Origin of the sequence: Edaphobacter dinghuensis, from assembly GCF_014640335.1 — a bacterium.
In the GTDB taxonomy this organism is placed as follows: Bacteria; Acidobacteriota; Terriglobia; order Terriglobales; family Acidobacteriaceae; genus Edaphobacter; species Edaphobacter dinghuensis.
In genome coordinates this window covers 543,078-565,469 of sequence record NZ_BMGT01000002.1, presented here as the reverse complement: position 1 = coordinate 565,469, position 22,392 = coordinate 543,078, and the positions used below count along the sequence as shown (strand labels likewise).

Sequence of the window (22,392 nt, the reverse complement as noted above, 5' to 3'; positions counted from 1 at the left end):
CATTACTTACCTCGGGATAAACAAAATCGTCTTCAAGGACAAGAGAGAAGCGAGCTACGGCTTGACCAGATCGCCATACATCTCCGGTCTGCGATCGCGGTAGAACTGCCATGTCTTCCGTACTTCGGCAACTTTGTCCAGATCGAGATCGGCGGTAAGCACCTCATCCTGATTGCGTGATGCCTCAGAGAATATCTGGCCGCGTGGATCGCAGAAGTAGCTTTGCCCGAAGAACTCGCCGATGTTCCATGGAGCCTCTGTGCCTACGCGATTGATAGCGCCAACGAAGTATCCATTGGCCGCCGCATGTGCAGGCTGCTCCAGCTTCCACAGATATTCACTCAACCCGGCAACGGTCGCAGAAGGATTGAAGACGATATCAGCACCATTTAAGCCCAATGCGCGTGCGCCTTCAGGGAAGTGGCGGTCGTAGCAGAGATAGACGCCGATCTTGCAGAAGCCAAGATCGAAGACGGGGAATCCGAGATTACCGGGGCGAAAGTAAAACTTCTCCCAGAAACCCGGTTCGAGATGCGGAAGATGAGACTTGCGATACTTTCCGAGATAGTTGCCCTGATTGTCGATCACTGCCGCCGTGTTGTAGTACACGCCGGTACCTTCCATCTCGTAGATCGGCACGACAAGGGCGACGTGTAGCTCCTTCGCCAGATCCTGCATGAGCTTTACCGTTGGGCCATTGGGCACAGCCTCAGCCATGTCGTACCAGCGAATAGATTGCTCTGCGCAGAAGTACGGCCCGTAGAAGAGCTCCTGAAGGCAAACGATCTGCGAGCCTTCAGCGGCGGCCTGCCGAATGAGGGGAACATGCTTGTCGATCATGGCCTGTTTGATCTCGGCCAACGATCTTTGTTCAAGAGGTGTGCTTGCGGCCTGAATCAGTGAACAGCGGACGATACGCGGCATTCTGGTAAATCCTTCCGTGGATTCCGCCTCCTACAAGAGTGCAGATCCTGGCAAAATCACATTGCCAAAAGCCTTGGAGATCGAAGATACCTGATTTCAATCTCCTGGTTATTTTACGTCATTTGCAAAAGAATAGCCGACTCCCCGGAGAGTCGGCTATTGCGCAACCAGCATAAAACCAGGTTACGGCCTCGATTAGAACTGGCCCCAAAGAAGCTGGTTATAGACATCGTGATGAAACTGCACCTCGGGCACCTTCACGATCGTTCCCAGCAGGCGGGGGCATCGGTCAGCGGATGCCTGCTTCAGATCCGCGTAGCGGGCTTTGACATCTTCGCCCAGCAACTCGGTCGTCCACTTGGAGCTGCGGAAGTCGTCGAGCGCGGTATAGATGTTATCGGGCAGGTAGCGTTCGGCCTGCCGCAGATTTTTGATCTTCGCGGTATCACCATCGAGTCCGCTCTTGAAGATGGAATACAGCACCATATAAGGGTTCGCATCCGGCCCGACGGAACGCACCTCGACGCGTGCGCTCTTCTCATTGCCGATAGGGATGCGCACCATGGAGCCGCGATCCGTCGCCGAAGCTTTGATCTGGTTGGGCGCTTCGAAGTGTGGATCGAGACGGCGATAAGAGTTGACGCTCGCATTCAGCAGCAGGCAGATGTCATTCCCATGCGTGAGAATGCGATCGACAAATTGCCATGCAAACTTCGAGATTTTTTCCTCGCCATTCGCATCCCAGAAGAGGTTCTTCTTGTTTTTGGTGATGGAGATGTTCGTGTGCATGCCGCTGCCGTTGACTCCGACGACAGGCTTGGGCAGGAAGCTCGCAGTCATTCCCATCTGCGTCGCAATCTGTCGGCAGATCAGCTTGTAAAGCTGAATCTGATCGGCTGCTGCGACGACCTCTCCGTAGCTGTAGTTGATCTCAAACTGTGACGGTGCAACCTCGGGATGGTCCTTTTCATTTTCAAAGCCCATCGCGCGTTGTACCTCGGCCGAGGTGTCGATAAATGTGCGTAAGGGATCGCCGGGAAGCGAGTGATAGTAGCCGCCAGTGTTGACGTATTTAAACTCACCCGTATCGTGGAAGATACGTTCCGCGTCGGCTCCTTCAAATAAGAAGCCTTCGATCTCGTTTGCAGCATTCAAGGTGTAGCCGTGCTCTTTGTGCAATTTATTCGAGAACTGCTTCAAGAGTCCGCGGATGTCTGCACTGTAGGGAGCGCCACCCTTGTCGATGACTTCGCCGAAGACGAGCACTTTGCCTGCGCCGAAGACATCGGAGGGAGTCCAGTAAAATGCGCTCCAGTCCAGGGCCAGACGCAGATCGCTCTCTCGCTGGGCTGTAAAACCACGAATCGAGGAACCGTCGAAGGTCAGGTTGTCCCAGCTCTTGAGCAGGAATTTTTTGTCGTAGTCCAGCATGTGCAGCCGGCCCTCGAGATCGCTGAACAGAACGGTTACGGCCTTGATGCCGGGGGTATCCGTCAGGTATTTGAGCCTGGCTTCCTGAATCACACCGGCATCTACGCGGTTGCGTCGTTGCTCTTTCGCCTCAAGATTGAGATCCTCCAGCTCCGAATAGGAAAGCTCAAGAAAATTTCGAAGTACAGTCGACATAATGCTCCTTCATATAAGTAAAGATCGTTGAATCAGGTCAAACGAGTGCAACTGGGTTCTCTTGCCGGGATCGCCTATCTCTTCGGCCCAAAGAAAGCGACTACACCAACCTCCAGGGTTGACTGCGCATTCACCGTGCGGCTGCCTTTTACAAAGTAGGGTTGATCGGAGTCGTCGCGACGGAATTCAAGCCGCGCCAGAAGTCCTTCCGGCATCTTGTATTCGCCCGTCATGGTGAATTCGTTGACGTTTTGCACTGTTCCAGTCGAGAACCCGGACTCATCCTTGAAATATTCAAAGCGCGGGGAAAAGGAAACTTTGCCGGTGGCCTGATAGTGCAGCGCAGCGGCGATACCCTGCCAATGAGACAGATTCGTCGTCTCGTACTGCGGTATTGCAGCAGTGCTGTCAATGACGGCCGCATTACGGTTCTGACCATAGTCATAGTTGATATACGCACTGACCTTTGGAGTCGGTGTCAGCAACAAGGTGGTGTCGATAAGGTTGCGATATCCCTTGTTCGTCTTGTTGTTCTCGGGGCCGACATAATAGTTTGCGCTCAACGTGTATTTCGGCTTGGTGTAGACACCGGTAAGTCCAATTGTTTTGCCGCTGTTGTTGTCGCTGAAGTTATTCCAGCCGTTTACAACCTGGACACCGGCAGTAAAGCTCTTAGTCACTGGCATGGAGGTGCGAAGTCCGACATGGTAATAAGGAATTGCCAGCGAGAAGAGCAGAGAACGTGAGTAGTTCCAGTTATCTTTCGTCTCAATGACTTCTGCGCCAGCAGACGTCACAAACTCGCCGAAGTCTGCCTCGAACCCCTTGGCTTTAGTGGGTTTCCAGCTAACGAAAGCCTGCTCAAGATGCTTGAAGTTAGGCTCGGTGCTGAGGATCTGGTTGAACGCTTTGCCAAACCCAAGATCGATTCGGAACCCCACGGGATCGGGATCATGAGACATCGTCAACTTGGCCATATTTAAGCTGAAGGTATTGGCGTCATAGTCAAAGTTGCGAAGCTGGTTTCCGTTGGTGCTATCGGGCGGGTGATTTGCATTGAAGTTATAGTAGCCATCGACAAGGCCGCTGAAGTCGATTCCTCCGACGCTCCAGACTGACGGTGCGGCGGCTGGTGCCGCAGCAGGTGCCGCAGCAGGTGCTGCAGCCGGCGTTGTGGTGGACGGCGCTGCGGGTGGCGATGCGTCCTGTGCCTGGGTGTTTTGTGTGATGAGAAGCGCTCCGGCGCAACATGCCAAGGTTGCGATCATGGTTCTCGTAAGTGCCGTCTTCCTCTTTGATTGAGCCATCGTTTTCAGTGTCCTTTCTCTTATGAGGTGTTGTGATCGTAGAGCGCAAAGTGATAGGAAGTCCGTATAGAAACCGTTAAGAAGTCATAAGGATGCGGCAGATTTCAGTGATATTTAATGGCCCGTTCCTGCCAGGAATGAGTCTGAGCAGGTTGTTCAGTGTGCGTAAGTTGGGTATAGCACGCAGATTTCGGCATTATTCGCAAATCAACGCATTCGATATGGCATATCAAAAAAAATTATTGTGCTGCGCGGAATATTCCGTTTTTGTCTCGGTGTCGTTGTAAAAAGTAATGCTCTCTATAGAAAAAAGTTTTTCTGCGAATGAGGTCTTGATGCTCGCGAACGGGCTGTGTACGGTACAGCTACCGCAACGTAGCCAGGGATCGCAAAATCAGGCAGTTGGGCTCCAGACGTCTTCCAGGTCTTAGCGATACGTGTCTCAATAGCGTCATTTACTTTCCAGCAAAGGAGTTCTCTGAATGTCACCAACAGTGAACCAGGCAGTAAGACTATCGTTCCCGCAGAAGATCAGCCGACTGGGCGAACGCCTGCACGATGCTCAGTGGCGTCGTTACGGCATGGTTCTACTCACCGGCAAGGTGCTTGGCGTTGCGGCTGTTATGCTGGTCGCCACTTTTATCACCGAGCTCTGCTTTACCAACGTGTTGGCCGCCGATTCGCCGGTCAAGGCAGCCGATATTGTCAACCCAGTCAACACGGCGTGGACGCTGATTGCTGCCTTCCTTGTCTTCGGAATGCAGGTCGGCTTCACCATGCTTGAGGCCGGCTTCTGTCGCTCGCGCGAGACGGTCAACGTGCTGATGGAGTGCGTCGTCGACACCTGTCTTTGCGGCTTGCTCTTTTATGCCATCGGCTTCTCGTTCATGTTTAGCCATGGCAACGGCTTCATTGGCTATCACTGGTTCTTTCTGAAAGACATTCCGGCGACTTACGAGTCCACCGGCGTCAGCTTCCTGGCCTTCTGGATCTTCCAGTTTGCCTTTGCAGATACCTGCTCCACCATCACCTCCGGAGCTATGATCGGACGCACAGGCTTCGTCGGCGATCTGCTCTACAGCCTTGCTGTCTCCGGTTTCATCTATCCCATCATCGGCCACTGGGCATGGGGTCCTGACGGCTTTCTCGCAACAATGGGAAGCACGGGCTTCTTCCTTCCCACGCTTGGCCAGAGCTTCCACGACTTCGCCGGCTCAACCGTCGTTCATACGATTGGCGGCATGGTCGCTCTCGCGGGCTCGATCGTTCTGGGACCACGACTTGGACGCAAGTTCAAGCGTGATGGTGGCGGGCCCATGTTGCCGCACGATCTCACGATTGCTGCATCAGGCGGCTTGCTCCTGTGGTTTGGCTGGTATGGCTTCAACCCGGGCAGCACGCTCTCTGCCATGGACTTTGAGGGCATCGGCCGAATCTCGGCAAACACCACGCTTGCAGCTTGTGCCGCTGGCCTGACTGCCATGATGGTGGCCTACTTCATGAGTAAGAAGTGGGACATTAGCTTCACGGTGAATGGCTTCCTTGCAGGCCTGGTGGCGATTACCTGCCCTTGCTACTGGGTAAGCCCCACCGGAGCCATCATCCTTGGCGGCGTTGCTGGCGTTATCGTTGTCTTCGGAGTTGAATTGCTCGAGTGGCTTCGCATTGACGATCCCATCGGCGCAGTGCCGGTCCATGGTATCTGCGGTATATGGGGTACGCTGTCGCTCGGCTTGTTTGCGGTAGGGAAGTACGGTGCAACCGGTCCGCTGGCCCCCGACAATAGTGCTCCTCTCAAGGGCCTCTTCTATGGCGGCGGGTTGGCACTCTTCAAGGCGCAGTTCATCGGTAGCGCGATCATCACCCTCTCCACATTCGCAGTAGCGATGCTGGTCATGTGGCTGGTGAACCTGACAGGTACGTTGCGTGTTTCGAGAGAGGGCGAGCTCTATGGTCTCGATCTGCACGAGCATGGAATCTCTGCCTATCCAGAGTATGTCATCACTACTTTGGGGACTCCTACCGGCATGGTGCATGCAGAAAAATAGTCTGCGGGGATGGCCGGGCTTCGGCCATCCCCTGTGTCTTACTATCTATTTCTTTGCTAGTTACTGAAGCTCACTATTCAACCCGATAAATCGATGCGAGGACAGCATGACAAAAATAGAGGCGATTGTAAGACCGAACAGATTTGACGCGATCAAGGAAGCACTCTCAGAGCTTGGAGTCGAGGGCATGACAGTAGGAGAGGTTCGCGGTCACGGCAGGCAGAAGGGGCACACGGAGACGTATCGTGGCCGGGAGTACGAGGTTAGCCTGATTCCCAAACTGCGAGTCGAAATTGTCGTCTCCGACGAGCGTGTCGAGCCAATCATCGAAGCGATTGTGAAGCACGGTGCGACCGGCGAGATCGGCGATGGAAAGATCTTCCTCTTCAAAGCCGAAGACGCGATCCGTATAAGAAACCAGGAACGCGGAGAGCGGGCCTTATAACGGGTTCGCATCCGATATGGAAAAGCCCGCATCGAGTGAGAGCTCGGCGGGCTTTTTTATATTTCCACTTGGAACAGCGTCATTCAGTCGGCAGCCCTGCAGACCCCGGCCCGCCCACATCACGTGTGGCAATCTCCAGAAACGCCTTTGTTGCCCGCGTCATTGATTTTTCCTTGAGATAGACGATTCCCAGGTCGCGGGTGAGGCGTAGCGATTCAACCTTCACAATCTCCAACGCGCCGCGTTTGACCTCGTCTGCGATGTTGGCGCTTGGCAGAAACCCGATACCGAGGCCGGACAGGATGAAGCGCTTCATAAGCTCGCCGCTCTCGACCTCCATCACGGTCTTAGGCTGAACATCCTGCATTCCAAAGATGTTGAGAATCAGCTCCCGCTGCCGCCCCTGTTTGGGCAGCAGAAAGGGAAACTGCACAATATCCTTCACCCCGATATTTTTCGCCGAGGACAGTGGATGATCCTTGGGAACCGTAAGCACCAGCTCATCGCGATGAATGGTCTCTACCGTAAAGCGCGAATCTTTTACAGGAAGAGAGACGACTCCGAAATCGATCTCGCGGTTTGCCAGCAGCTCGAGCGTGCGTGCCCTCTCGGAGCGAATAATCTTCAGCGCAACCTTCGGATAATATTTTTTGAACTCCACAAATACATCCGGCAAGACATACAGGCTGGTGGACTCCTGCGCGCTGATGCCAACCTCTCCCCGCGGAGATCGCAGCTGCTCTGCCACCATCATCATCATGTGCCGCTGGCAATCCAGAGCATGTTCGGCAAACGGCTCAAAGACACGACCGGCAGCGGTAAAGGTGACCTTGCCTCCTTTACGGTCGAACAGCGTCTCTCCGATCTCGCGCTCCAGCGAGCGAATCTGAGCTGAGACTGCGGGCTGCGTAATGCGTAGTTTCTCGGCTGCCTTGGAAAAGCTCTTCTGCCGCTGTACCTCGACGAACGTCTTCAGTTGTTCAAAGTCCATGAGGACACCCCCTAATCCACCGTTACCAGCGTGATCTTCGTAACGTTTCGCACCCATCGCATGGGCTTTTTGTCCTGGCTGGCCACCAGCTTGATTGCACCGTCTTCGCCCAGCCCACCGCCATTCATTCCGGTAGCTACAATAACGTCGCCGTTGTGTATCTCGCCTTCAACCTCTGCTGCGGAATAGAGCACAAAATAGTGATCCGCCCCTTCGACGCGCAGATAGCTACGCAGGATTTTCCGCTGCGTTGTCTTGTCCAGAGCCACACCATACTTTGCGAGCAGATCGCTCAACTCCACGCCGGTATAGCTCTCATCCATCTTCGTATGCGGGTTATGGACGGTAATCGTCTTCTGCGGCATTGCCTGCAGCTCAGTCACGGAGAGAGTCGTCGCTTTGCCGTCTATGACGAGGGTAAGGCTCGTCGATAGCGCAGCCTCGGTGTGAGCATGCTCTGTCATTCCCTGGCCGCGTGCGGGAATCACACAGAGGCTGCCGCCCAAAATCACCGCGATTGCTAAATAGCCAGCAAATCGAATTGGCTTCATAACCACATCCTATCTTGTGTAACCGGCGACTTCAGACATGCATAAGGCAGTAGATAAGATTTTTATTTCAAGTAGTTGGTTTGCCTCTAGGCAACACTCTTCTGACACACACGTTATACTGAAAGTATGTCTAAAGTACGCGCAGCCGCAGCCATAGCCAAGGGGATGAGCATCACCCTCAAGGAGATGTTCCAGCCGACCGAAGTTGAAAACTACCCCGACGGCAAAGGCCCGATGCGAGGGGCCAAATTTCAGGAGCGTTTCCGCGGCAAGCACCAACTGCAGCGCGATGAGAACGGCCTCGAAAAATGTGTCGCCTGTTTTCTTTGCGCGGCAGCCTGTCCGTCAAACTGCATCTATATTGAAGCGGCCGAGAACACCGAGTCCACCCGTATCTCTTCTGCGGAGCGCTACGCCAAGGTCTACAACATCGACTACAACCGCTGCATCTTCTGCGGCTATTGTGTCGAGGCTTGCCCGACGGATGCCATCACGCACGGCCACGGCTTTGAGCTTGCCAGCCTCAACGCCACCAATCTCGTCATGCGCAAAGAGGATCTGCTCGTCCCCACGCAAAAGCTTCCCGACGCTGTCCGTTCTGATAAAGATAAAGCCGAGATGCTCGCCTAGACAGTCTGAAAGAGCTGCAATCGGTGTAGAGAAAAGTCAAAAGGCCCAACGATATCGTTGGGCCTGATTCTTTGTAAACGACGGCTTTTTAAGCGTTTTAGTATTGAGTATTTAAACGCGGCTTGGAGCTCAAGTTATTGAATCAAAATGCGTTGCCAATGCCTAACACAGCGTTACGGGTGAAATTTCGAAGAAGAAACCGGCATTTACAATATCGGCAGGGGCGAGACTAGCTAACGCAATCATGGAACCGCTAACAGGCAATAAACAAACTATTCTGCATATCTGTTCCCGCGAGATGCTACGTCCGTTGCGCGATCAGATTCTTCGTCTTTCGGGTTTCGATGTTGAATCGACTCTCAGCCATGCCGAGGGGATGTCTATGTTTTGGGCACGACCTTATGATCTTGTCCTGATCGACGTTGAAGGGGAGACGGGAATCAGCGCAGCCGAGCATCTATGCTCTGAGATCAAGACGGCTCAGCCGGGACAATTGATTGCCTTTGTCTGCAACTGGCGCGTCGCCATTCTCACCGACTGTCCCGACGAGATTGTGCGCACAGAGTTCGATCCCGCAGCCTTTGTCGAAGGTGTCCGCGATATCATTCCCAAATATTGCTAAGGCGAGCATCGTGAGTGCATAAGAAAGTGCAGCCTGAACATAATGGCATGCATCTACTTACCAGCAGATATACTTGCAGCAGCGTTAGTGTTGTGCTAAAAGTTAACTATTCCAGTTTGCTTTCGGGCAAATTTGAATTTCATGCAGAGTGGTTGAGGGACGAGCCCTGTGACACCACGACAACCGGACAGAACAAAGGCGTACCGGTGTCAACTCTCTCCTGGAAACAGGGAACATGAGATTAGGAGCACGCAACCAAAATTTTAGGTTGCACCCCATTTCACCTTCCTGGCCGTTCGCGGCATCCCCTAAAAGAGAGTATGTCGCAAGTTCAAAACTCCTCCTCTCGGAGAGAGCGTAATGAACTATTCCTGTACGGCGTATGAGCTGAAGTGCAATGATTGCGGAAAGCGGTTTGGCAACCAGCCTCTGTCCGCATGCCCCGATTGCCTGGCCCCGCTTGAAGTGGCCTACGATCTGGATGCAGTACGCGGTGTCTTTACCCGCGAAGCTATCGCAGCAGGTCCGCCCAGCATCTGGCGCTACGCCGCTCTCCTGCCCATTCCGGCAGGCTACCAGCCTGACCTTCCGGTAGGCTTCACACCGCTCATCAAGGCCAATAACCTGGGTAAGCGCATCGGGGCAACTAACCTCTACGTCAAGAACGACGCCGTCTGCTTTCCGACCCTCAGCTTTAAAGATCGTGTCGTCTCTGTAGCCCTGGCCAACGCCCAGCGTTTCGGCTTCGATACGGTCGGCTGCTCCTCTACCGGGAATTTGGCCAACTCGGTCGCCGCACAGGCTGCGCGTCTTGGCATCAAGGCCTGCATCCTCGTTCCGGCTGAACTTGAGGCTGCCAAGATTCTCAACACGCAGGTCTATGGCGCCCGTCTGGTCCGCATCGACGGCAACTACGACCACGTCAACCGTCTCTGCAGCCAGATCGCCGACGAGTACAACTGGGGCTTCGTCAACGTCAATCTTCGCCCCTACTACGCTGAGGGCTCTAAGACCGTGGGCTACGAGATTGCCGAGAAGCTGGGCTGGCGGCTCCCAGACAATGTGGTCGTGCCCATGGCCGGCGGCTCGCTCATTCGCAAGATCCGCAAGGCTTTCCAGGAATTGATCTACCTTGGCCTTGTGGAGGAGAAGCATGTCCGCTTCTTCGGTGCTCAGGCCACCGGATGCTCGCCCATTTCGCAGGCCGTCAAGCTGGGCAACGACTTCATTGAGCCGCAGCGGCCCAATACTATCGCCCGCTCACTTGCTATCGGCAACCCTGCCGATGGTCCAGCAGCGTCGCAGATGATCCGTGCAACGGGCGGCTGGGCTGAAGACGTCTCCGACGTGGAGATCGTATCCGGCATGCAGGAGCTTGCAGAGACCGAAGGCATCTTCACGGAGACTGCCGGAGGCGTAACGACCGCCGTAACTGCTCGTCTTTACGCTCACGGACGGATCTCCCCTGACGAAATCACTGTTGCCTGCATCACCGGCAACGGTCTTAAAACAACTGACGCGCTGACCGGACATTATCGGGAAGAGCGCGCCGTTCGTCCCCGTCTGGCTGACTTTGATGCCTATCTGCGGGAGCTGGATGGCGCTGCCGAACCCGAACTGGCTGCCGTTGGAGGTACGCATGGCAATTAAAGTAACTCTTCCCGCTGCTTTCACCCGCCATACCGATGGCCGCAAACAGTTCGACTCCGCTGCGGAGAATCTGCCCGGTCTGATTGCAGATATCGACCAGACTTTTCCCGCGCTCGGCACCCAGATCAAAGGCGAGGACGGCAAGCTGCGCCGCTTCATCAACATCTATGTGAACGATGAAGACATTCGCTTCCTTGGCGGCGAAACATATGCGTTTCAGGATGGCGATGAGGTGATGTTGATTCCTTCAATCGCTGGAGGCAGCTTCTAACAAGTCACGATTCAGAGCTAGCAATAGAAAGAGAAAGGCGGCCAGAGACTTGGCCGCTTTTCTCTTTGTCCAATGGTCAAAGCGGGACACTTCACATTATTTGCTGTAGATACAACGGATAGGCTTCTTCGCGGCTCTTATCACCTGTAACCTTCGCGCTTGACGCGATACATCGAAGAAGAAAGAAGGACTCAAATGTTTCTTATATTGGCCGTGGTGCTGATCATTCTATGGTTGGGCGGATTTCTGGTCCTGCACATCAGCAGTTTCCTGATTCACCTGCTGATTATCTTCGCGATCATCTCGATTATTATGCACTTTGTCACCGGAAAGCGATCGGCCTGAACGAGCTATTCTATTGCAAAACGACGGCCGAACCTATCAAGTTCGGCCGTCGTTTTTCTTCGGTGCTATTGTCGGATTTATTGATGTGCTGTTGGCTGCGGAGCATCGATGCTCGGTGGCAGCACAGAACTCAAGCCGCTGGGAGTCTCTTCCTGTAGCTCAGGCAGTTTCTCTTCAAGAGCGATTTGAAGTACCTGATCCATCTCTTCCACGAAGTGGAGCTTCATGGAGGTCTTCAGCAACTCCGGCAGCTCCGCCAGATCTTTGCGATTGTCCTCCGGAAGAATAGCTTCAAAGATGCCTGCTCTATGAGCAGCCAATAGCTTCTCCTTGAGGCCGCCAATCGGAAGCACCTTGCCGCGCAATGTAATCTCGCCAGTCATCGCGATATCACGCCGCACTTTGATCTTGGTCAGCGCGCTGGCAAGCCCGGTAGCAAGTGTGATGCCTGCCGATGGGCCATCCTTGGGAATAGCGCCCTCCGGCACATGGACGTGAATATCGACGTTCCGATAGAAGTCCTTCGCTAATCCAAGATGATTTGCCCGAGATCTTATGTAGCTCAAGGCAGCTTGCGCCGACTCTTGCATCACATCGCCAAGCTGTCCGGTAGCGGTCATCTTGCCCTTGCCGTCCAGTACCTGTACCTCGGTCTGCAGAATCGTGCCACCCATCTCCGTCCAGGCAAGGCCCGTTACCAGACCTACCTCGCTCTTTTCATGGACCTGAGAGTCGCGGAACTTCGCCACGCCCAGAATCTCGCCGAGATTCTCCGCGGTTACGGTCTCCTGATGCTTGGTGCCATTTTTTACGACCCGACGGGCGATCTTGCGGCACACATTACCGATCTCGCGCTCAAGATTTCTTACGCCGGCTTCACGCGTGTATCCACGTATGATTTGTCGCAACGCTTCATCTTCAAAGATGGCCTGATTCTCCGATAACCCCGTTCCTTCGCGCTGCTTCTTCACCAGATATTGCTTGGCGATCTCAAGCTTTTCAAGTTCGGTGTAGCCATGCAGCCGCAGGATCTCCATGCGGTCCTGCAAGGGGCCGGGAATCGTGTGCAACACATTTGCCGTCGCAACAAAGAGCACCTGCGACAGGTCGTACTCCACATCGAGATAGTGGTCCTGAAACGAAGTATTCTGCTCAGGGTCCAAAACTTCAAGCAGGGCACTGGCCGGATCGCCGCGGAAATCCGAAGCCATCTTGTCGATCTCATCCAGCATGAAGACGGGATTTTTCGTGCCGGCTTTCTTCATCGACTGAATAATCTGGCCTGGCAAAGCACCAATGTAGGTCCGCCGATGGCCACGAATCTCAGCTTCGTCCCGAACGCCGCCCAGCGACATGCGTACAAACTTGCGTCCCGTAGCCTTGGCAATCGACATGCCGAGAGAGGTCTTACCCACACCCGGAGGTCCGACGAAGCACAGAATCGAGCCCTTCGGATTCTTTACCAACTGCCGCACAGCCAGAAACTCGAGGATGCGCTCCTTGATCTTCTCTAACCCATAGTGGTCTTCGTTCAGTATCTGCTCGGCGTGCTCGATCGAGCGAATCTCCTTGGAGCGCTTCTTCCACGGCACAGCAAGCAACCAGTCAAGATAGTTACGAGAGACGGTAGACTCAGCCGACATCGGCGGCATCGCCTCAAGCTTCTTCAGCTCAAGCAGCGATTTTTCCTGCACATCCTTCGGCATTCCTGCTGCTTCGATCTTCTTCTTCAGCTCATCGAACTCAGACTTTTCTCCGCGCCCTAGCTCTTTCTGGATCGCCTTGATCTTCTCGTTGAGGTAGTACTCTTTCTGCGCCTTCTCCATCTGACGCTTCACGCGAGACTGGATGGTGCGGTCCATATTCAACTTTTCGATAGCAACATCGAGAACGTCTGCGACCCGCGACAGACGCATCTCCGGATCGAAGACCTCCAGCAACTGTTGTTTCTCTTCGATCGACAGTTGCAGATTGGCAGCGATTGTGTCCGCAAGCTTCGCCGGCTCATCCGCACGGACGCTTGCGGCCATGGTCTCGTAGTTCAAAGACTGCTGCAGCTTTACATACTGCTCGAACAGAGTATGAACCCGCTGCATCAACTGCTCAACCTGAGGGGTCAGCTCGAGGTGTGTCTGTCCTGTTCGTACGGTCGCAACAAAAAATCCATCGATGTCGTTGATTGCCGTCGCTCGCGCCCGCTCGATTCCTTCGACAAGCACCTTGATATTTCCATCCGGCATCTTGACGCTCTGCACGATATTGCCGATGGTGCCCGTTTCATAGATATCGTCGATACTCGGCTCGTCGACCGAGGCATCGTGCTGAGTCGCCAGAAAGATCTTCCGATCTCCCGACAGAGCTTCTTCCAGAGCGCGCACGCTCGATTCGCGACCCACGACAAATGGAGTCATCATGTGAGGAAAGATGACCATGTCGCGAATGGGCATCATGGGCAGCTTGCGTACTTCGCCGGTCAACGTCTCTTTGGTTGGATTAGTCATCATGCTCCCTATTAGACGTCCGCCCGCGCTCAACGGTGCAAGCGCTTGAAGGGCTCACGGTGATTGTAAACGGCTACGAACAGGATGTTTGAGCGTTTCGAAAAGCTGAAAGGTTAAGCACTGTCCAGCTTTCCCAAAAACAAACAACAACCTCATGTGCAGAACATCTTTCAATCCTGCATACCGATCCTACCCGGCTTTTTCCAGCAACATCGGCAACGTCAGACTGTGTTTCTTGACCATCTCTGCTGTGATGGACAACTCCTTGACTTTCTTATTACCTGGGACGAAATACATCAGGTCGAGCATCAACTCTTCCAGAATCATCCGCAGACCGCGAGCGCCTACCTTACGCTGTAGCGCCTCGCGCGCAATCTCTCGTGCTGCTTCATCTGTGAAGATGACCTTGACGCCCTCGAAGTCGAAGAGCTTCGTATATTGCTTCAGGATGGCGTTGCGTGGCTTGGTCAAAATCTCGATCAACGCAGCCTCATCCAGTTCGTCGAGGATTCCCATCACCGGTAAGCGTCCGACGAACTCAGGAATCAGGCCATACTTCAACAGGTCCTGAGGCTCTGCCTGGCGCAGCAGCTCGGCATCTCGCTGAGCGCGAATCGGTGTTACCTCGTCCTCTTTTGCCTCTGGAGCAACGACCGCTTTAAAGCCCAGAGCTTTCTTGCCGACGCGTCGGCCCACTACTTTTTCGAGGCCGACAAAAGCTCCGCCGCAGATGAAAAGAATGTTCGTGGTATCGACAGCTGTAAACTCCTGGTGCGGATGCTTACGTCCACCCTGGGGCGGAACATTGGCGACCGTTCCTTCGAGAATCTTCAGCAATGCCTGCTGAACGCCTTCGCCCGAGACATCGCGCGTAATGGACGGGTTTTCATCCTTGCGTCCGATCTTGTCGATCTCATCGATATAGATGATGCCGCTCTGAGCGCGCGCCACATCGCCATCCGCCGCCTGCAACAGCTTCAAAATAATATTTTCGACATCTTCGCCGACGTATCCAGCTTCGGTCAGCGTGGTTGCATCAACGATTGCGAAGGGAACGTCGAGCATCTTCGCGAGCGTGTGCGCCAAAAGCGTCTTACCCGATCCGGTAGGTCCCACCAGCAGGATGTTCGACTTCGCCAGCTCGACATCGTTGCCGCGAGTCTTGTTCATCTGAATTCGCTTGTAGTGGTTATAGACCGCCACAGCCAGCTTCTTTTTCGTCTGGTCCTGGCCGATAACATATTCGTCTAGAAACGCCTTGACCTCTTGCGGCTTAGGCAGGTGAGCAGGCGCTGCGCCGGGTTGCGCTTCGGTGCGGTCGTCTTCGAGGATGGAGTTGCACACTGCAACACACTCGTCGCAGATATACGCTCTCGGATAGTCCGATGGAGAAGAGATGAGCTTCGCGACCGCGTCTTGCGACTTGTGGCAGAACGAGCAGCGAAGAGATTCGTCTGTGCCTCGTGGCGTTTTCATAAGTACGGCAACTCCCGGGTAATCCGTGCAATGGTGTAAACAGCAGTTTACACCCGTTTCATCTTGCAAGCCGCAGAGAGGTGCCTGCCGCTATACATCGAATTGGTGATAACGCACAGAAGCCCGGGCCAATCGGCCCGGGCTTCTGTGCGTTACTTTTGATTACGTTCGGGGTCTGTCGATGATATCGTCGATAATCCCATATTCCTTCGACTGCGCAGCTGTCATGATAAAGTCACGCTCAACGTCGCGCTCGATCCGTTCCAGCGTCTGACCCGTGCTGGCGCTCATGAGCTTGTTCGTAATCTCGCGAATCCGCAGAATCTCCCGAGCATGAATGTCGATATCGGTGGCCTGTCCGCTCAGTCCGCCCATCGACGGCTGGTGAATCAGGATACGCGAGTTCGGCAGGGCAAATCGCTTGCCTTTTTTCCCGGCCATCAGCAGAAAAGCGCCCATGCTGGCAGCCTGACCGATGCAGAACGTCACCACATCGTTCTTGATGTACTGCATCGTGTCGTAAATGGCGAGTCCTGCCGTGATCGATCCGCCTGGAGAGTTGATGTAGAGCTGAATGTCCTTCTCCGGGTCTTCACCGCTCAGAAACAGCATCTGGGCGATGATGACATTCGCAATATTGTCGTCGATTGGCGTGCCCAGAAAAATGATGTTGTCGCGCAGCAGACGGCTGTAAATATCGTAGGCGCGTTCGCCCCGGCTCGTCTGCTCAATCACCATCGGTACTAATCCCATAGCGCTCTCTTTCTATAAATCCGTAAGCAAAAAAATCTATAAATTCAGTTAACTGAAAATTCTGGTTTATGTTTTCTATCTACGAAGCCAGCTTCTCGTAGAGCACGCTTCCGGTCTTCTCGCGACGCATCTGTTCGCGAATTCGTTCCAGGCTGCCATCCTTTGTCAGCCGCTCTCGGAGAGTCTCCAACGGTTCGCGCGACTGCATGGAGATCATCAGCAGTTCGCGATCCAGATCCTCATCGCTTACGACCACGCCTTCGGCCTCAGCGATCTTATCGAGGATCATCGAAACCTTTACCTCGTTCACAGCCTGATCACGCTGGGCAGCGCGCAGACGGCCAAAGTCCAGCTTACGCATGTCCTCGGCCTTCATGCCTTGCTGAGCAAGCGCACGGAGACCGCGATCGAGCCGTGCATCTACCTGCTGCTGCACAAACGACTCGGGAACAGGGAACTGATACTTTCCGATCAGCTCTTCAAGCATCTTGTCCTTGGCGCCGTTCTCAAGCGCATCCTTTTTGCGGCCTGCCGCGTGCTCGCGCAGCTTCCCTTCAAAGTCGTCCCAGCTCTCGTAGTTTCCAAGCTGCTTAGCAAACTCTGCATCGCGCTCCGGATAGGTCTTGCGCTTGATGCTCTTCACGGTCACGTCATAGCTGACCGTCTGGCCGGCAAGCCGGTTATCGCCAAAGTCTGCCGGATAATCGACCTCGAACTTCAGTTCCTGCCCCGGCTTCGCACCGCGGAGCGCATCGTTGAATGCCGCCAGGGTGTTCTTTCCGCCAACCTCGATCAGTACATCCTCGCCGGTGATGGGTGCACTTTGCGAAGCGTTCGTAACGCCATCCTCGGTTACGGTCTGCGCCAGGTCCTTCACTTCGCCGCGGAACTGAATCTCAGCCCAGTCGCCATCGACCAGTGCACGCTCTTCATCCACCGGTTCAACGGTTGCATGAGCATCCAACACCCGGCCAAGCTCTGCATCGAACTCGTCATTGGTAAGTGCAACCTCAGGCTTCGCGACGCGAACGCTCTCGTAGCCGGCGATCTCGAACTCAGGAGCAACCTCGAATGCAGCCTTGAACTTCAACGGCTGCCCTTCAAAAAGCTGCATATCGAGCAACTGCGGCTCCGAAACCGGGCGCAGCTTCTGATCGTCGATCGCCTTGCGGAAAGGTTCAGATACGAGGCTCTCCAGAACCTCCTGCCGGACCTCTTTGGCAAACTTCGACCGAATCAGCGACTCCGGCACCTTGCCCGCGCGGAAACCGGGGATACGCGCCAGCTTCTGATAGCGCTTCACGACCTTTTTAAAGGCCTTGGACACCTCATCCGCTCCGACTTCCACTTCGATCTCTCGCGTCAATTCCGGATTCAGCGAAGGGGCGGGCTGATGGTCGTGATCGTGAGTGTGGTCATGATCGTGGTCGTGGTTGTGGGTGTGCGCCAATTCAGACTGCTGTTCGGCAGTCTCATTCGTCTCTGTCATCTCAGTCGGGGTCAAATCCATGCCTTCCGGGGGGTGCTTGTATGTACGGGTTTGTGCGGTCAAAAAGCTGACCGCAGGGAACACGCCTCTTTACTACTGTACGAGCCTTCATTGTGGAGGGTCAAACCTCTACGATCCAGCGGTTTCTTGTCGTTGGCCTTCCCAGTGCTCCCAGGCCTACATCTGTTGGGATCCGTTACTCTTCAGGGCAAAGATCTCGAGCCGGATCCTCCATTGCGTCGTCTGCCCCGGCTCCAGAATAGCCATGCCGGTGTCCTCACTCTTTGGCCACTCCCGGCCAAAGGGATCGTCATAGTTAAACTGGGGACTGATGGAAACATACGAGGCGTCCGCCGGAGCGTTGATATGGATTGCCTTGATAGAAGGGCTCATGATCGTGATTCTTATGCCATAACCGCTCTTCGGATCCCGAAGCTCGGCGATGGGGCCGCTATCCATCAACCCCGGCTGCAGATGGACAAAGCTATCGTTCAGGTTCATCGTGCCCAGTCTAACGCCATCATGTGCGGTAAAGTCGTAAGGCGTTCCAGTGACCGGCAGTAATCTGCCGGTGGGAATTCCGTCGCCGTGGTTTGCGCCTTCGACATGCAGCGCGGTGGGAAGCTTCAATGTCGCTTGGCCGCGGTCTCCGCTCAAAATGGCGAATCGAGGTTGCCAGCCTATCCCGACTGGCTCTGCCTGATCTCCAGTGTTGTGGGCAGAGATGCTCATCTCCAGGGTGCGGCTATTCAATTGAACGCTCGTCGTAACCACAGTGTGTGATATCCAGTGGCCGTTAAAGTCTCCTGCATCGTAGGTCGCCTGGGTCTGCCCCCCATCGGGCATCACGTTTGTTTTCACGGAGTCAGCCTGCCGGTCCAGCAGCAGCCCGCCCTTGCTCTCTCCATCCTTGCCGGGCAGATGCAGGCTGTGCCCCCGCCAGGTCGTGATGGTATCGCTGTCCAGCGGAGAACCCCAGATGCGGTTTGCCCAGGGAGCCTCGATGGGCGCTCCCATCGCCAAGCTCGCAAGCCCGTTGGCGTCCTCTCCCTCTCCTGTCATCTGCTTAGCGGCGTCCTCAACAGACGGCGAAGCCAGCAGGTTTACGGTCCCTTTTTGTGGAATATAAGCCCGAAGCTGGAGCAAATTCATTCCGCGCCCGGGCAGCAGCGTCGCCGAGATCAGCTCCGGCCCTCCCATGTCCGCCATCTCCGCACGCTCCAGAACCACTGGGTCCTGACCGCCGGGACGTATGACCACCGCTTGCTGTAGCACTGTGTGCTGAACTCCCAACTCGGTCTTCAGCCTTGTCAGCTTGCCCCGGCCACGCTCCTTCAACCCTACGGCTATCAGCAACAACACAAGAGTTACAGCGACGGTGACCAGCAGACCTGAGCGCTTCACTGCCGTCTGCTTGATGTGGTGCCACCGTTCGGCGAGTTGATGTCTCCACAACTTTGCATACATTCTGCTGAGTCTAGGGTCTTCCAATGAACCTCCAATTCACGTTTTTATCCAGCGATCATCTTACGTAGCTATTACTGCAAAAGACCACATGATCGATTGATGGTTTCTGCAACTATCATGGGATGCAGTGATCCGTTCTAAAGTTCAGCCGCTCTCGCCGATTTTGCAGCAAGTCTACGATTCCATCGTCCAGTGCGACCGTTGTCCGCGTCTTCGAGACTATTGCCGCGGCATCGGCGAAACCAGGCGTCGCGCCTATCAGGACCAGACCTACTGGTCGCGGCCCGTGCCCGGATTCGGAGATCCACGCGCTCGCATCCTGATCCTGGGCCTCGCTCCGGGAGCCCACGGCGCTAATCGAACCGGCCGCCCTTTTACCGGCGACGGCTCGGGCGCCTTCATGTATCCGATCCTGCACGAGCTGGGACTGGCCAGCCAGCCAAACGGCGTCTCTCGCGACGATGGCCTCAAGCTGCGTCATGCGTGGATAGCCTCTGTCGTTCGCTGTGCGCCTCCGGGAGATAAGCCTCTGCCCCAGGAGGTTCGCAACTGCGCCACTCATCTTGCCGACGAGATTGAAGCCCTGCCTCGCGTTCGCGTCGTCGTATGTCTGGGCAAAATCGCTTTCGATGGCTACCTCGCCCATCTTTTGCAGATGGGAGTCATTGACCGTAAATCGGCGTACCGGTTTGCTCATGGTGCGGAGTATGTCCTTCCCAACGGCATACATCTTCTCGCCACATATCACCCTTCATTGCGCAACACAAACACTGGCCGTCTGAATGGCCCCATGTTCACCCGCATCTTTCTCCGCGCAAGGGAATTGGCGGGACTGGATCGCTAGCTTCGACTTCCTACTTCGAAAGTAAGACCACCCCGGCGCAGACAAAGAGAGCCGCCAACCATCGACGCCGGTCTACATTTTCGTGCAGAAAGAGCTTCGCAGCGACGGTGTTGCCGATGTAGGTGAGGGAGGCGATGGCAGGAGCAGCGAGCGAGAGTTGGGCGATGGAGAGCGTGTAAAGCATGGCGAAGAAATTGAGCGCCATGCAGAGTGCCCCGATAAGAAAAAGGGGATTAGCGAGGACAGCGCGCACCGGACCAAGGTAGCCGAGAAGGCCGGGGCGTGTGCGGAGGCGGTCAAGATCGCCAAGGCCGCGCATCCCGGCAGCGATGAGACACTCGCCGGTAATGGCAAGGACCACCACAAAGAGGATGGCGGACCACTGATGGAAGACGTGCGCTGTGGTCATCGGCCAACTCCGCTGTCCATCAGATCAAGGTCGGGGTGGTTCGAAGGATGCTCCGTGCGCGAAGGGCCGTTAGCTACAAAGCCGACGGCGCAGACGATAAGGACGATACCCGCCCATCGGTAAGGGCTCAGGTACTCGTGCAGCCAGAAGCGGCTGAGGAGTGCAATGACGACATAGCCGAACGCAGTAGCAGGCATCACAAAGGTGAGGTCGGCCCACGAAAGAGCAGTGGTGTAGCTGGCGAAGAAACCGATAAGCAGAAGAATGCCGGCGATAACGTTGATGTTGGTAAGGGCGTGCAGCAGCAGGCCGAGATGATGCAGATCGACTGGGCCAACCTGGGACATGCCGCGCGAGAGCAGCGTGTCGCCCACTGATGCGGTGAGCATGACAGCCAACAGAATGAAATAACGTCGCGGTGTAAGGGTGTGCTTCATCGGTCTAAACGATCACTCCAGATTGGAGTGGATTGATCCAGTCGTTGATTCAGTCTGCAATCCAGAAAAAAGCGGTCAGCATTACCAATGCTGACCGCTCGGAATAGAGATCAACTACGCGTTCATGCTGACGGATTCCTGCGCCTTGGCGGCGTTGGCTTCCTTGGCGGCTCGCACCGCCTTGTTGCGCTGCGAACGCAGCTTCATGAACGACTTGGCCTCTTCGTAAAGACGAGGCACGTCGCGGTTCACGATGGCCTGCCACACCACGCGGAACGCTGCCTTGGGGCGGAAGTAGTATTCGTCATAGAACTTGTGCACCATCTCCATGACGTATTCGACCGGCAACCCCGGATACTCGATGTGAGCCATCTGGTGGCCGCCATCGTCGTTCATGGCCTCATTGGTGATGAAGCCTTTCTCCTTGGCGAAGTCGAAGAACTCCGTGCCGGGGAAGGCATGAGCGATGGAGACCTGAATGGTCTCGCAGTCGAGCTGCTTGGCGAACTCGATGGTGTTGCGAATCGACTCCTTGGTCTCGCCGGGCAGGCCCAGAATGAAGTCGCCATGAATGACGAGGCCGAGTTTATGGCAGTCGCGGGTAAAGTCGAGCGCGCGCTCAACCGTAGCGCCCTTCTTGATGTTCTTAAGGATTTGGGGATCGCCGGACTCGTAGCCGACGATCAGCAGACGGCAGCCTGCTTCCTTCATGGCCTTCAACGTGTCGAAGTCGGTGGTGACGCGCGAGGTGCAAGACCAGGTCAGGCCGAGTGGCTTCAGCTTTTCGCAGAGCTCGATGGTGCGTGCCTTCTGAATATTGAAGGTGTCGTCATCGAAGAAGTACTCCTTGACGTGAGGAAAGTTCTCCTTGGCCCACTTCATCTCGGCGGCTACATCATCGGTAGACCGCTTGCGCCAGGCGTGACCGCTAAGCGTCTGTGGCCACAAGCAAAAGGTGCACTGTGCCGGGCAGCCGCGCGTCGAGTAGAGCGCGATGTAGGGATGCAGCAGGAACGGTACGTTGTATTTGGTAACGTCGAGGTCGCGCTTATAGATCTGCGTGGCCCAGGGCATCTCGTCGAGCTGCTCGGGGGTAACCTGCGGACGGTCAGGATTGTGCTGGATCTTGCCCGAGGCGTCCTTGTAGCTGACGCCGAGAATCTCATTCAGCGGTTTGCCGTTGGCAAAGTCGACGATAGAAAAGTCGAACTCGCGGCGGCAGATGAAGTCGATCGCAGGGCACTCGTTGAGCGCCTTATCCGGCGACGTCGTGACCGGAGGGCCGACGAACGCGATCTTGATCGTGGGGTAGGTCTGCTTGATGACCTCGGCCATCTTCTGATCGCCGTCCCAGCCCATGGTGCTGGTAAAGAGGACGAGGAACTCGTAATCCTTCAGGATCTCGACGACTTCCTGCCACTTGATATGGTGCGGTGGCGCGTCGAGAAGACGGGACCCTTCGAGCATGCCCGCCGGATAGGTGAGCCACACAGGGTACCAGTAGGATTCGATCTCGCGGGTGGCAGGCCAGCGGGAGCTGGCTCCACCGTCAAACTTCTCGAAGGAGGGCGGGTTCAGAAAGAGTGTCTTCAGGGGCATGATAATA

Annotated in this window: 21 protein-coding genes and 1 riboswitch; of the genes, 8 read left to right on the top strand and 13 right to left on the bottom strand. The window is 55.2% G+C overall.

Features of this window, described 5'->3' with window-relative positions:
* Window positions 1–54 precede the first annotated feature (54 nt).
* The 3 genes from IEW09_RS08015 to IEW09_RS08005 all read right to left on the bottom strand — a co-directional run bounded on the left by IEW09_RS08015 (window position 55) and on the right by IEW09_RS08005 (window position 3,857).
* Complete coding sequence (locus IEW09_RS08015) at window positions 55–924, bottom strand: nitrilase-related carbon-nitrogen hydrolase (RefSeq protein WP_188553649.1); 870 nt, start codon at window positions 922–924, stop codon at window positions 55–57.
* Window positions 925–1,119: 195 nt separating this feature from the next.
* Window positions 1,120–2,550, bottom strand: coding sequence for a glutamine synthetase family protein (locus IEW09_RS08010; protein WP_188553648.1), 1,431 nt, complete (start codon window positions 2,548–2,550; stop codon window positions 1,120–1,122).
* A 74-nt stretch (window positions 2,551–2,624) separates the two neighbouring features.
* Window positions 2,625–3,857 (bottom strand): porin, encoded by a 1,233-nt coding sequence (locus tag IEW09_RS08005; protein WP_229739182.1) that lies wholly within the window; start codon window positions 3,855–3,857, stop codon window positions 2,625–2,627.
* 482 nt (window positions 3,858–4,339) lie between these two features.
* Here IEW09_RS08005 and IEW09_RS08000 point away from each other — a divergent pair, with 482 nt between their 5' ends.
* Both IEW09_RS08000 and IEW09_RS07995 read left to right on the top strand, forming a co-directional pair.
* Window positions 4,340–5,905, top strand: coding sequence for an ammonium transporter (locus tag IEW09_RS08000; protein ID WP_188553647.1), 1,566 nt, complete (start codon window positions 4,340–4,342; stop codon window positions 5,903–5,905).
* 106 nt (window positions 5,906–6,011) lie between these two features.
* A complete protein-coding gene (locus IEW09_RS07995) occupies window positions 6,012–6,350 on the top strand; it encodes a P-II family nitrogen regulator (RefSeq protein ID WP_188553646.1) in 339 nt (112 codons plus the stop codon).
* A gap of 79 nt (window positions 6,351–6,429) precedes the next feature.
* On the opposite strand, the gene IEW09_RS07990 is transcribed toward IEW09_RS07995, so the two are convergent.
* Entirely contained in the window at window positions 6,430–7,341 is a 912-nt protein-coding gene (locus tag IEW09_RS07990; protein ID WP_188553645.1) for a LysR family transcriptional regulator, read from the bottom strand.
* A gap of 11 nt (window positions 7,342–7,352) precedes the next feature.
* A complete protein-coding gene (locus tag IEW09_RS07985) occupies window positions 7,353–7,892 on the bottom strand; it encodes a molybdopterin-dependent oxidoreductase (RefSeq protein WP_188553644.1) in 540 nt (179 codons plus the stop codon).
* Window positions 7,893–8,018: 126 nt separating this feature from the next.
* Here IEW09_RS07985 and nuoI point away from each other — a divergent pair, with 126 nt between their 5' ends.
* The 5 genes from nuoI (at window position 8,019) to IEW09_RS07960 (ending at window position 11,410) form a co-directional block, all read left to right on the top strand.
* Entirely contained in the window at window positions 8,019–8,522 is a 504-nt protein-coding gene (nuoI, locus tag IEW09_RS07980) for an NADH-quinone oxidoreductase subunit NuoI (RefSeq protein ID WP_188553643.1), read from the top strand.
* Between the two features lie 244 nt (window positions 8,523–8,766).
* Complete coding sequence (locus IEW09_RS07975; RefSeq protein WP_188553642.1) at window positions 8,767–9,144, top strand: response regulator; 378 nt, start codon at window positions 8,767–8,769, stop codon at window positions 9,142–9,144.
* A gap of 136 nt (window positions 9,145–9,280) precedes the next feature.
* A riboswitch (SAM riboswitch) is annotated at window positions 9,281–9,386 on the top strand.
* A gap of 118 nt (window positions 9,387–9,504) precedes the next feature.
* Entirely contained in the window at window positions 9,505–10,794 is a 1,290-nt protein-coding gene (gene thrC, locus IEW09_RS07970; RefSeq protein WP_188553641.1) for a threonine synthase, read from the top strand.
* The gene (locus IEW09_RS07965; RefSeq protein WP_188553640.1) at window positions 10,784–11,065 is read left to right on the top strand and encodes a MoaD/ThiS family protein; all 282 of its coding nucleotides are present in this window, start codon (window positions 10,784–10,786) and stop codon (window positions 11,063–11,065) included. The genes thrC and IEW09_RS07965 overlap by 11 nt, the downstream gene beginning before the upstream one ends.
* Window positions 11,066–11,260: 195 nt before the next feature.
* Entirely contained in the window at window positions 11,261–11,410 is a 150-nt protein-coding gene (locus IEW09_RS07960) for a lmo0937 family membrane protein (protein WP_188553639.1), read from the top strand.
* Window positions 11,411–11,487: 77 nt separating this feature from the next.
* Here the strand turns inward: IEW09_RS07960 and lon are convergent, their stop codons facing one another.
* The 5 genes from lon to IEW09_RS07935 all read right to left on the bottom strand — a co-directional run bounded on the left by lon (window position 11,488) and on the right by IEW09_RS07935 (window position 19,096).
* The gene (gene lon, locus IEW09_RS07955; protein ID WP_188554365.1) at window positions 11,488–13,911 is read right to left on the bottom strand and encodes an endopeptidase La; all 2,424 of its coding nucleotides are present in this window, start codon (window positions 13,909–13,911) and stop codon (window positions 11,488–11,490) included.
* 189 nt (window positions 13,912–14,100) lie between these two features.
* The gene (gene clpX / locus IEW09_RS07950; protein WP_188553638.1) at window positions 14,101–15,387 is read right to left on the bottom strand and encodes an ATP-dependent Clp protease ATP-binding subunit ClpX; all 1,287 of its coding nucleotides are present in this window, start codon (window positions 15,385–15,387) and stop codon (window positions 14,101–14,103) included.
* 162 nt (window positions 15,388–15,549) lie between these two features.
* On the bottom strand, window positions 15,550–16,140 hold the full coding sequence (gene clpP / locus IEW09_RS07945) for an ATP-dependent Clp endopeptidase proteolytic subunit ClpP (RefSeq protein WP_026336315.1): 591 nt from the start codon (window positions 16,138–16,140) through the stop codon (window positions 15,550–15,552).
* Window positions 16,141–16,219: 79 nt separating this feature from the next.
* Window positions 16,220–17,650 (bottom strand): trigger factor, encoded by a 1,431-nt coding sequence (gene tig, locus IEW09_RS07940; RefSeq protein WP_229739181.1) that lies wholly within the window; start codon window positions 17,648–17,650, stop codon window positions 16,220–16,222.
* Between the two features lie 156 nt (window positions 17,651–17,806).
* Window positions 17,807–19,096 carry an aldose epimerase family protein gene (locus IEW09_RS07935; RefSeq protein WP_188553637.1) on the bottom strand — a complete coding sequence of 430 codons (1,290 nt, stop codon included), beginning with the start codon at window positions 19,094–19,096 and terminating at the stop codon, window positions 17,807–17,809.
* Between the two features lie 130 nt (window positions 19,097–19,226).
* Here IEW09_RS07935 and IEW09_RS07930 point away from each other — a divergent pair, with 130 nt between their 5' ends.
* Window positions 19,227–19,940, top strand: coding sequence for a uracil-DNA glycosylase (locus IEW09_RS07930; RefSeq protein WP_373282813.1), 714 nt, complete (start codon window positions 19,227–19,229; stop codon window positions 19,938–19,940).
* 10 nt (window positions 19,941–19,950) lie between these two features.
* Here IEW09_RS07930 and IEW09_RS07925 read toward each other — a convergent pair whose 3' ends face one another.
* The 3 genes from IEW09_RS07925 to hpnJ all read right to left on the bottom strand — a co-directional run bounded on the left by IEW09_RS07925 (window position 19,951) and on the right by hpnJ (window position 22,385).
* Window positions 19,951–20,349, bottom strand: a complete 399-nt coding sequence (locus IEW09_RS07925) for an EamA family transporter (protein WP_188553636.1) — start codon at window positions 20,347–20,349, stop codon at window positions 19,951–19,953.
* The gene (locus IEW09_RS07920) at window positions 20,346–20,786 is read right to left on the bottom strand and encodes a DMT family transporter (RefSeq protein WP_188553635.1); all 441 of its coding nucleotides are present in this window, start codon (window positions 20,784–20,786) and stop codon (window positions 20,346–20,348) included. Before IEW09_RS07920 ends, IEW09_RS07925 begins: the two co-directional genes overlap by 4 nt.
* Window positions 20,787–20,900: 114 nt before the next feature.
* Entirely contained in the window at window positions 20,901–22,385 is a 1,485-nt protein-coding gene (hpnJ, locus tag IEW09_RS07915; protein WP_188553634.1) for a hopanoid biosynthesis associated radical SAM protein HpnJ, read from the bottom strand.
* Window positions 22,386–22,392 lie beyond the last annotated feature (7 nt).